This is a genomic window from Dyadobacter sp. LHD-138 (genome assembly GCF_030929615.1).
Taxonomy (GTDB): domain Bacteria; phylum Bacteroidota; class Bacteroidia; order Cytophagales; family Spirosomataceae; genus Dyadobacter.
Genome location: NZ_JAVFVU010000024.1, coordinates 23,280 through 32,119, shown reverse-complemented (window position 1 = coordinate 32,119; position 8,840 = coordinate 23,280). Strand labels below are relative to the sequence as shown.

The following is an 8,840-nucleotide window of genomic DNA, read 5'->3' as shown; positions in this document are numbered from 1 at the left end:
CCCAGCTGGCAAATTAATCTCGCTGAGATTTGATTGTATGAATTCAAACCTCAGTTTTGCCGTGGCAAATAACGTAAATGAAAGAGGGTGCCTCATTTTGGTTTTGAGACACCCTCTTTTTCATGAATAACCGATTCTGATTTTTAATCGAAGGAATAGTATCAGGGTTTCTTCGACGTGCTATCGGCCGGAGTCTGAGGAATAACCGCCGGTACTTTTTTAGTGCTGTCCGCAGGTACCCTTTGCGTGCTGTCAGGTCTCTGAGGCATGTTCATCCCGGGTTGTCTGCGGGATGTGCTGTCGGCTGTGCTTTTTTGAGGCGCTGTCAATCCGCTTTGTCCCTGTGGTCGGTTACCTGCACCAGCCGGACGGCCGGCACCTGCTCCGCCTTGAGGTGTCACCGCTGGCGTAGCCGCCGGAGCTGCCTGCTGCATTTGGCCGCCGCCATCATTTCCGCCACCATCACTTTTCTGATCATCATTACTTACCGATTTTCTTCTGCGGGTTTTCTGTTCAACAAAAGTCATTTTACCAAGCGTGTATGAGAAGTTGACACGGAAACCGCGGTTGTAGCGGTACGTTGTGCTTACCTGATCAAATGTTGACGAAGACAGGTTGGTTTTCATTTTAAGCGCGTCAGTAAAGAAGTTCTCCATCGCCAAACCGATGCTTCCTCTCTTGTTCTTGAAATCCTTTTTAACACCCAGGTCATACATTCTGAATCCGCCTTGTGAACCCTGCAGCTGAATTTCTTTACCCCGTGCAAATCCACCGGCCTGAATCCCCCAGCCGCCTTTCAGCACCAAACCGGTACGGAAACGGCCACTGACTACAATACCATCGTTGTGGGATTGAAGCGCTGCTACCGGGCTATTGTTTTTCAGGTTTACATAATAGGCATCAATACCTCCGCCAACGGACCAGATTTTAAACAAGGTAAGGTTCCCGAAAATGTTGGCACCGTAATTCTTTTTTGCTCCAATGTTACCGTAAGTCGTCGTGATTACCCCATCAGCGCTTGTCGTACGAATACTTTCGATCGAGTTGTTCGTAAAGCGGGCGAACGTAGCCACGTTGATGTATAAACTATTCTTGAAGAAACTCGTTCCCAGTTCAACCTGATCCGTAAGCTCAGGATTCAGATTAGGATTTCCTTTCGTAATATTCTGCGGGTTCGACATATTCACGTTCGGATTCAGGAACTGGATACCCGGGCGCTGCAGACGACGGTTATAACCCAGTTTGATCGTCTGGCCTTTGCCAAAAGTTTTGGACAAATTTACACTTGGAACCAGGTTACCATACGCAGGCAGGTTAAGCTCAACCTCACCCTGTTTTGCATTGATACCCGTGTATTCATAGCGCGCACCTGCCTTCAGCGTAAATTTGCTTTTTGTTGTAACGGTGTAAGAAAGATATCCCGCAGCAACATTCTGATCATAATCCAGGCTGCTTGACGGATCCGGCGTATTGACCGTATTGTAATAATCATAACGGCTAAGTACCTGCCGGAATATACCCTTACCTCCCATTTCCAGTAACTGGTTATTTTTAATCGGAGTCTGGTAATCGATCTGTAAGGTACTTTCCTGGTTAGAGCTCTTGTTGTTATTACCCGAGTGCCCAATCAGTTCTGACACGCCGCTTTTGTAATTGTATAAATCCGCATCGAAATCATTGGTACGGTTATTCCTGCTGTATTGTCCCAGGATACTTAATTCCTGCTGTGGTTTGTTTAATGTTTTGATGTAATCCACGTTAACGTCCCAGGTTCCGGATAAGTCTTTCACATCCACATCACGGTACGAAGTTGATGTCACGCCACCTCTTGTATTTTCAGTTAAAATGGACTGAGGCGTTTTTTGATTTCTCAACCCGTAACGGATACCGGCCGAAATCGAAGTATTGTTATCGATTTCATAATCTGTACCGAAGTTATAAGATCCGAAGGCACCGTTATTCTTGGAAGTCGTTGTTTGCTTTACAGAAAATTCCTCCACCTTCCCCGTTTGCAGGTTATCCGTACGACCTGGCTGATTATAGTTGAATCGGCCAAAACCGCCCAGGCTAAACCCAAGTTTTCCGGTACGATAATTCCCTCTAAGACCGAGGTTCGAACCTCTGTTCCCTACACCCGTATTCAAATTTAACGTACCACCCTGAATGGTACTCTTTTTGGTGATGATATTAATGATACCTCCAGAACCTTCCGCATCATATTTAGCAGACGGCGATGTGATCACCTCAACCGATTTAATCATATCAGCCGGAATTTGCTTCAATGCATCTGCAACACTGGTTGCGATCATCGTCGACGGCTTATTGTTAATCAAAACCCGCACATTGGAGTTGCCTCGTAGCGATACGTTTCCATCCAGGTCAACCGAAAGCATCGGCACTTTCCGCATCACGTCACTGGCGTCACCACCCTTACTCGTAATATCTTTTTCAGCATTGAAAACCAACCGGTCCACTTTTTCTTCAATAAGCTGTGCCATCCCTACCACCTGAACTTCATTCAGCTGTACAACATCAGGAGATAAAACGATTGAACCCAGGTCCAGCTCCGTTTTCTTATCAATTTTAATACCTTTTAAAGTTTTTGTTTTATATCCGATAAAAGAGATCAAAATCTTGAAATTTCCCGCAGCCACTTTGTTCATATTGAAAGCTCCCTTTTCGTCCGTGGTTGTTCCGTCCACCGGCGTGTTTGTTTTGTCGTCAACCAAAGCCAATGCAGCAAACTCCACAGCCTTTTTAGAAACTGAATCGACCAGGATACCCTTTATTCTTCCATTACCTTTTGGTGCATCATCCAGAGTCCCCGGGATTACAGCCTGTCTTTGTCTGTCTCCTCCGCGCTGAAAATCTCCACCTCCGCCACCCGAGCGGCCACCGCCTCCACCGCCACCGCCGCCAAACTGTGCGAACGCTGTGGTTGTCAATCCAAGGATAAGTCCTAATAATGTAAATCGTTTTATCATGTTCATGGTGAATCGGGCAATAATTAATAGATCAGGTTCAAAATAAGTATCAATTCTACGGTAAAAAAAAGGCAATAGATGGAAAGGTAGGTTCTACCGATCAATGGGCATTTCTGAACGATGAGAAGGCTGACAGAATGGCTAAAATCAGCAGGCTAAAATTCGTCAAATACCTGTTTTTCAATACAAATACCAGCATTATCCCCGCAAAACATCCCCTGTATTACCCGAATCCGCTCATAGAGCCGCAGCGCCTATCTGTCGATTATTAAGTTACTTTGATCGAATCGGCTAGGCTGTTAAGATTTTTCCCTGTATGATTGTATTGTGATTAAAAGGTTTAATGGCATTGAAATAAATTTTTTTATGAACAACCCCACGGTTCGAAAGTATCCCCCGGTTTTCCTGCATCTTTTAGGCTGGAGTTTTCTGGCATTATTTCTGATGTGGCAGCCTTTAAGCTGGCAGATTCAGTTTCCGATTACTTTCTGGATTAAGCAGGTTCTGCTGTTTTCAATGCTTATCATCATTTTTTACCTCAATTTCTATTTCTGGTTTCCACGTTATCTTGCCCGAAACAAATACTGGCGGTTTATCCTGTTCAACATGGTGTCGGTGGTGGCATTGGCCGTTTTAATGGAACAGGTGAAGGTTGCCATTAATCATGGTGAACAAATGGACAAGGCATTTAAAATGGCCAGGGAAGCGAATGGAGATAAAAAACACCAGGACAGACTGGACTATTTCGCTTTACTGACCGCACTGATTATCATTGGTATAAGCACCAGTGTTGCAGCGGTCCAAAATGCGCAGCGTGACAAACAATACCGGCAAAATCTTGAACAGGAAAAGATTAATTCAGAGCTTTCTTTTTTGAAAGCGCAAATCAACCCGCATTTCTTTTTTAACACGCTGAACAATATTTATGCATTAACGATCATCGACGTGGAAGCGGCCAGGGAAGCGCTGCACAAACTTTCCAGGATGATGCGTTATGTTTTGTACGAAACCCAGCATGGTACCGTTTTACTGAGCCAGGAAATTGCCTTTGCCCAGGATTACATTCAGTTGATGCAGCTGAGATTAACGGACAAAGTAACGGTCAATCTGCAACCTCCTTTGCCCTTGCATGACGTTTCCATTGCGCCGATGCTGTTTTTGCCCTTCATTGAAAATGCGTTCAAACATGGCGTAAGCGCGGTACAGCCAAGCCATATTGATATCAGGATCTGGCAGCAAGGTCCCAAAGTTTATATTGAGGTAAAGAATACGCTGTTTCCTGAAAAAAGGACGGTCCTCGACGAAAGCAACGGAATCGGGCTCACCAACACACAAAGAAGACTGGATTTGCTGTACCCGGGAAAATATCAGCTGGATGTCAGCGAAAATACGGACGGAAAAGAATTTGAAGTACACCTGGAATTGCAACTCGCATGAATGTATTACAATGCATAGCCGTAGACGACGAGCCCCTGGCGCTCGGACTGGTTTGTGCTTTTATTGACAAAACACCTTTTTTAAACCTGGCCGGGCGTTATTCCAGCGCCGTTGAAGCACTGGAAGCGATTCATCAGCAATCCGTTGACCTGATATTTCTCGATATTCAAATGCCGGATCTGACGGGTATTGAGCTCGCCCGGATCATTGAAAAATCAGGCAATCAAGGCCCCAGAATTATTTTCACGACGGCTTTCAACCAGTTTGCACTGGACGGATTTCGTGTCGATGCGCTTGATTATTTACTGAAACCGTTCAATTATGAAGAATTCCTGAGAGCTGCTTCTAAAGGTAAAGCTTATGTGGAACTTGTACAACGGGCCGCCAGCGGTCCGGCCGCTCCCGAACAAAAGGAAGATTATTTATTTTTGAAAGTAGAATATCAGCTCGTACGCATCGCTTACGACGATATTCTGTACGTCGAAGGTTTAAAAGATTACGTAAAGGTTATTTTAAAATCAGATACAAAACCGGTCCTTTCTCTCACGAGTCTGAAAGCTTTGGAGGAAAAATTACCCTCTGCTAAATTTATGCGGGTGCACCGGTCTTTTATTGTTAATCTGGATAAGATTGGCGCAGTGACCAGAAATACGATTCAAATTGGAGCTGTGACGATTCCGGTGAGTGACCAGTATAAGGAGAATTTTAACCAGTTTCTGAGTAAGTGGATGTGAGATTGTTTTCGCAAATTACTTCGCTCGCATTATCAAAAATTCTTCCGCTGTCATGATTGGCAAGGTTGATTCTTTAAAATCTTTGGCGTTTCTTGTTATAATAATTTTACAATTTGATTTTAGCGCGCTAAAATATTGCACTGCGTCTTCAAAATCAGAAAAATTAGAATTGAGCGCCTTCTCGATCACTTCCTCGTCCAGGCTGGCTACCTCCGAAATAATCCGAAACTTTCTAAGCTTATCTTTAATTGTTTCCGGGGTGTCTATTTTGGTCAATAAGTAGTTAACCGTCGTATATGATAACGCTGAAACGATCAAATCAAGTTCTCCTTTATCCGCCAGTGAAGCGATTTTTGCGATGTAATTATAAAAGGGCTGCCTCTCGGATAGCAAATCCATCATAGCGTTTGTATCAAGAAATACCCTGGTTCTCATTTATATTTTTCTTCCAAATGATCACGATACTCCTTTTTATAATCGAAGTCATCCGGAAGTTTTGATCCTGACGATATACTTTTTATGAACGGCGTTATTTCAATATCATCCATCTCTTTGGATTCATCAAGACTGGTAAGAGACTGCAAATAAGATTCAATAATACCAGACAAACTTCGCTTATGAGCAGAAGCATACTCCTTTGCTCGTTCAATAATATCTTTATTGAGTTTTAGTGTAAGTTTCGTGTCCATGTCAACCGAATTAAGTACGTACAAATATATAAAATAGGTACGTAAAAAAACAATGAAGAGGCAGGTAATGCAACCTGACTCTCCATGAATTGAAATAACTATTAAGTCTAAAATCTACCCTTTCAACTCCTCTTTCAGAAAAAATCCGGTATAACTGCCCTTCACTTTCGAAACCTTTTCCGGTGTTCCCTCGGCGATTATTTTCCCGCCCAGCGCGCCGCCTTCCGGCCCAAGGTCAATGACATAGTCCGAAACTTTCACGACATCCAGGTTATGCTCGATGATCAGGACGGTATTTCCTTTATTCACCAGCTTATCCAAAACGACCAAAAGGTGTTTGATATCCTGAAAGTGCAGTCCTGTTGTCGGTTCATCCAGGATATATAATGTCTTACCCGTATCGCGTTTTGACAATTCCTCCGATAATTTCACCCGCTGGGCCTCCCCGCCTGAAAGCGTGGTAGCATGTTGTCCCAGGGTGATATAGCCCAAACCTACGTTAAAAAGCGTTTGTACCTTTCTCAAAATACGAGGCTGGTTTTCAAAAAACTCCAGTGCCGTTTCCACAGTCATATCCAAAATATCCGCAACCGATTTTCCTTTGAAGCGTACTTCCAAGGTCTCGCGGTTAAACCGTTTCCCTTTACAGGTTTCACAATTCACGTGCACATCAGGGAGAAAGTCCATTTCAATTCTCTTCATTCCCGCACCTTCACAATCCTCACATCTTCCGCCTTTTACATTGAAAGAAAAACGACCGGGTTTGTAACCACGGATCTTCGCTTCAGGCAATTCGGCAAAAAGTGTCCGGATATCGGTAAAAAGATTCGTATACGTTGCCGGATTGGAACGCGGCGTACGCCCGATCGGCGACTGGTCCACCTCGATCACCTTATCAATATGTTCTAAACCCTCAATGGATTTATAGGCAAGCGGTTCTCTCCTTGATTTATAAAAATGATGATTTAACAGCGGAAAAAGCGTTTCATGAATCAAAGATGATTTTCCACTGCCACTTACGCCTGTTACCGAAATCATCGTTCCCAAAGGAAATGCCATCGTTACATTTTTAAGGTTATGGCCTGTACATCCTTTCAGAGACAGGTAGTTGCCATTGCCTTTTCTGCGCACCTTTGGAATTTCTATTTTCTGACGTCCACTTAAAAAATCGGCCGTTGAAGATCCATTTGCCAAAAACTGCTCCGGTGTTCCCGCGCCAACGACGTGTCCGCCATGCCGGCCAGCACCCGGGCCAATATCCACGATATAATCCGAAGCAAGCATCATATCCTTATCATGCTCCACCACCAAAACCGTGTTGCCAAGGTCGCGCAGACTTTTCAAGGAATTGATCAGCCTGACGTTGTCCCGCTGATGAAGCCCGATACTCGGTTCATCCATAATATACAAAACACCGGTGAGCTGCGTACCTATTTGTGTAGCGAGCCTGATACGCTGTGCTTCTCCACCAGAAAGTGTCCGGAGCGAACGGTTCAACGTCAGATAATCCAAACCGACATCCAGCAAAAAACCAACTCTTTTACGAATTTCCTTTAATACCTCATGCCCAATAACCCGTTGCCTTTCTTCCAGACGATCTTCGAGGTTAACCAGCCAGTTGGCAAGTTCCCGCACGTCACGGTTTGAAAGATCGGCAATATCCTTTCCATCTACTTTAAAATGCAGTGATTCCTTTCTCAAACGTTTCCCGTTACATTCCGAGCAAACATTCGTGGTCATAAAATCTTTCAGCCAATCCTGAATCTTGTCATTACCTGATTCCTGCTGGCGTTTAAGAAAGTTGATAATACCGTCAAACTTCGTATCCCACTCCGTTCCCGGATATTTCTTGGAAGGCACGGCAACAGGTTCTTCACTGCCAAACAAAACAATTTTAATGGCCTCTTCCGGAAATTTATCAAGCGGTGTGTTAAGACTTACCTTAAAAGGTTTTAACAAAACCTCCATTTGTTTGAAAATCCACGAGTCGCGGTATTCCCCCATAGGTGCAATACCACCTTTGCTAACCGATAATGAACGATCAGGGATAATGGAATCTTCGGTAATTTCGTCTACCATGCCCAATCCCTGGCAGGTCGGACACCAGCCATAAGGCGAGTTAAAGGAAAAGTTATTCGGAGACGGATCATCATAACTGATCCCCGATTCCGGATCCATCAGGTTTTGTGAAAAATAGTAGGTCTCTCCTTTTTCATCCAAAACCATCAAAGCGCCTTTCCCCTGCTTAATCGCCGTGGCAACCGATTGGCTCAAACGGTAACGTGACTGCGGATCTTCGGATTCTTTTTTAGGTACAACCCGGTCTATCACAATTTCAATATCGTGTACCTTATAGCGGTCCAGCTGCATTTTTGGAACAATGTCCTGCACCTCTCCGTCCACACGCACCTTGGTATAACCCAGGCGGGCGATTTGCACAAAAAGCTCACGGTAATGCCCTTTTCTGCCCTTTACAGCAGGCGCAAGCAAAATCGTTTTCTGACCTAAAAACTGGGTCATTAACTGGTTTACAATCTGGTCCTGCGACTGTTTCACCATTCTTCTGCCGGTAACGTACGAGTATGCCTCTCCTGCCCTTGCGTATAACAACCGCAGGAAATCATAAATTTCTGTAACCGTCCCAACCGTCGAGCGGGGATTTCGCGAAGTCGTTTTCTGTTCAATGCTGATCACCGGCGACAATCCGCTGATCTTATCCACGTCAGGCCTTTCCATTTCACCGATAAAACCACGCGCGTAAGCAGAAAAACTTTCCATATACCGCCGCTGGCCTTCAGCATAAATGGTATCAAAAGCCAGAGACGATTTTCCGCTGCCGCTTATACCCGTTACCACCACCAGCTTGTTGCGGGGGATACTCACATCAATATTTTTCAGATTATGCTCCCGGGCACCCTGCACTTCGATCAGGTCCTGTGCAGCAACTTCAATTCCATTCAAATGTTCCAAAATGATCCTATTGATTTATAACCGTG

Annotated in this window: 6 protein-coding genes; 2 read left to right on the top strand and 4 right to left on the bottom strand. The window is 44.5% G+C overall.

Features of this window, described 5'->3' with window-relative positions; translation table 11 throughout:
- Positions 1-161: 161 nt before the first annotated feature.
- Positions 162-2,990, bottom strand: coding sequence for a TonB-dependent receptor domain-containing protein (locus tag RB622_RS18420; protein WP_308048070.1), 2,829 nt, complete (start codon positions 2,988-2,990; stop codon positions 162-164).
- 360 nt (positions 2,991-3,350) lie between these two features.
- Between RB622_RS18420 and RB622_RS18415 the strand changes: the two genes are divergently transcribed.
- Positions 3,351-4,421 carry a histidine kinase gene (locus tag RB622_RS18415; RefSeq protein WP_308048069.1) on the top strand — a complete coding sequence of 357 codons (1,071 nt, stop codon included), beginning with the start codon at positions 3,351-3,353 and terminating at the stop codon, positions 4,419-4,421.
- Positions 4,418-5,155, top strand: a complete 738-nt coding sequence (locus RB622_RS18410) for a LytTR family DNA-binding domain-containing protein (RefSeq protein ID WP_308048068.1) — start codon at positions 4,418-4,420, stop codon at positions 5,153-5,155. Before RB622_RS18415 ends, RB622_RS18410 begins: the two co-directional genes overlap by 4 nt.
- A 15-nt stretch (positions 5,156-5,170) precedes the next feature.
- Here RB622_RS18410 and RB622_RS18405 read toward each other — a convergent pair whose 3' ends face one another.
- The 3 genes from RB622_RS18405 to uvrA all read right to left on the bottom strand — a co-directional run bounded on the left by RB622_RS18405 (position 5,171) and on the right by uvrA (position 8,814).
- Positions 5,171-5,590 carry a PIN domain-containing protein gene (locus tag RB622_RS18405; protein ID WP_308048067.1) on the bottom strand — a complete coding sequence of 140 codons (420 nt, stop codon included), beginning with the start codon at positions 5,588-5,590 and terminating at the stop codon, positions 5,171-5,173.
- On the bottom strand, positions 5,587-5,844 hold the full coding sequence (locus tag RB622_RS18400) for a DUF6364 family protein (RefSeq protein WP_308048066.1): 258 nt from the start codon (positions 5,842-5,844) through the stop codon (positions 5,587-5,589). The genes RB622_RS18405 and RB622_RS18400 overlap by 4 nt, the downstream gene beginning before the upstream one ends.
- A 114-nt stretch (positions 5,845-5,958) precedes the next feature.
- Entirely contained in the window at positions 5,959-8,814 is a 2,856-nt protein-coding gene (gene uvrA / locus RB622_RS18395) for an excinuclease ABC subunit UvrA (protein WP_308048065.1), read from the bottom strand.
- Positions 8,815-8,840 lie beyond the last annotated feature (26 nt).

Coding starts and splice junctions, on each gene's coding strand:
- RB622_RS18420 (WP_308048070.1), bottom strand. CDS start 2,990: ATGAACATGATAAAACGATTTACATTATTAGGACTTATCCTTGGATTG.
- RB622_RS18415 (WP_308048069.1), top strand. CDS start 3,351: ATGAACAACCCCACGGTTCGAAAGTATCCCCCGGTTTTCCTGCATCTT.
- RB622_RS18410 (WP_308048068.1), top strand. CDS start 4,418: ATGAATGTATTACAATGCATAGCCGTAGACGACGAGCCCCTGGCGCTC.
- RB622_RS18405 (WP_308048067.1), bottom strand. CDS start 5,590: ATGAGAACCAGGGTATTTCTTGATACAAACGCTATGATGGATTTGCTA.
- RB622_RS18400 (WP_308048066.1), bottom strand. CDS start 5,844: ATGGACACGAAACTTACACTAAAACTCAATAAAGATATTATTGAACGA.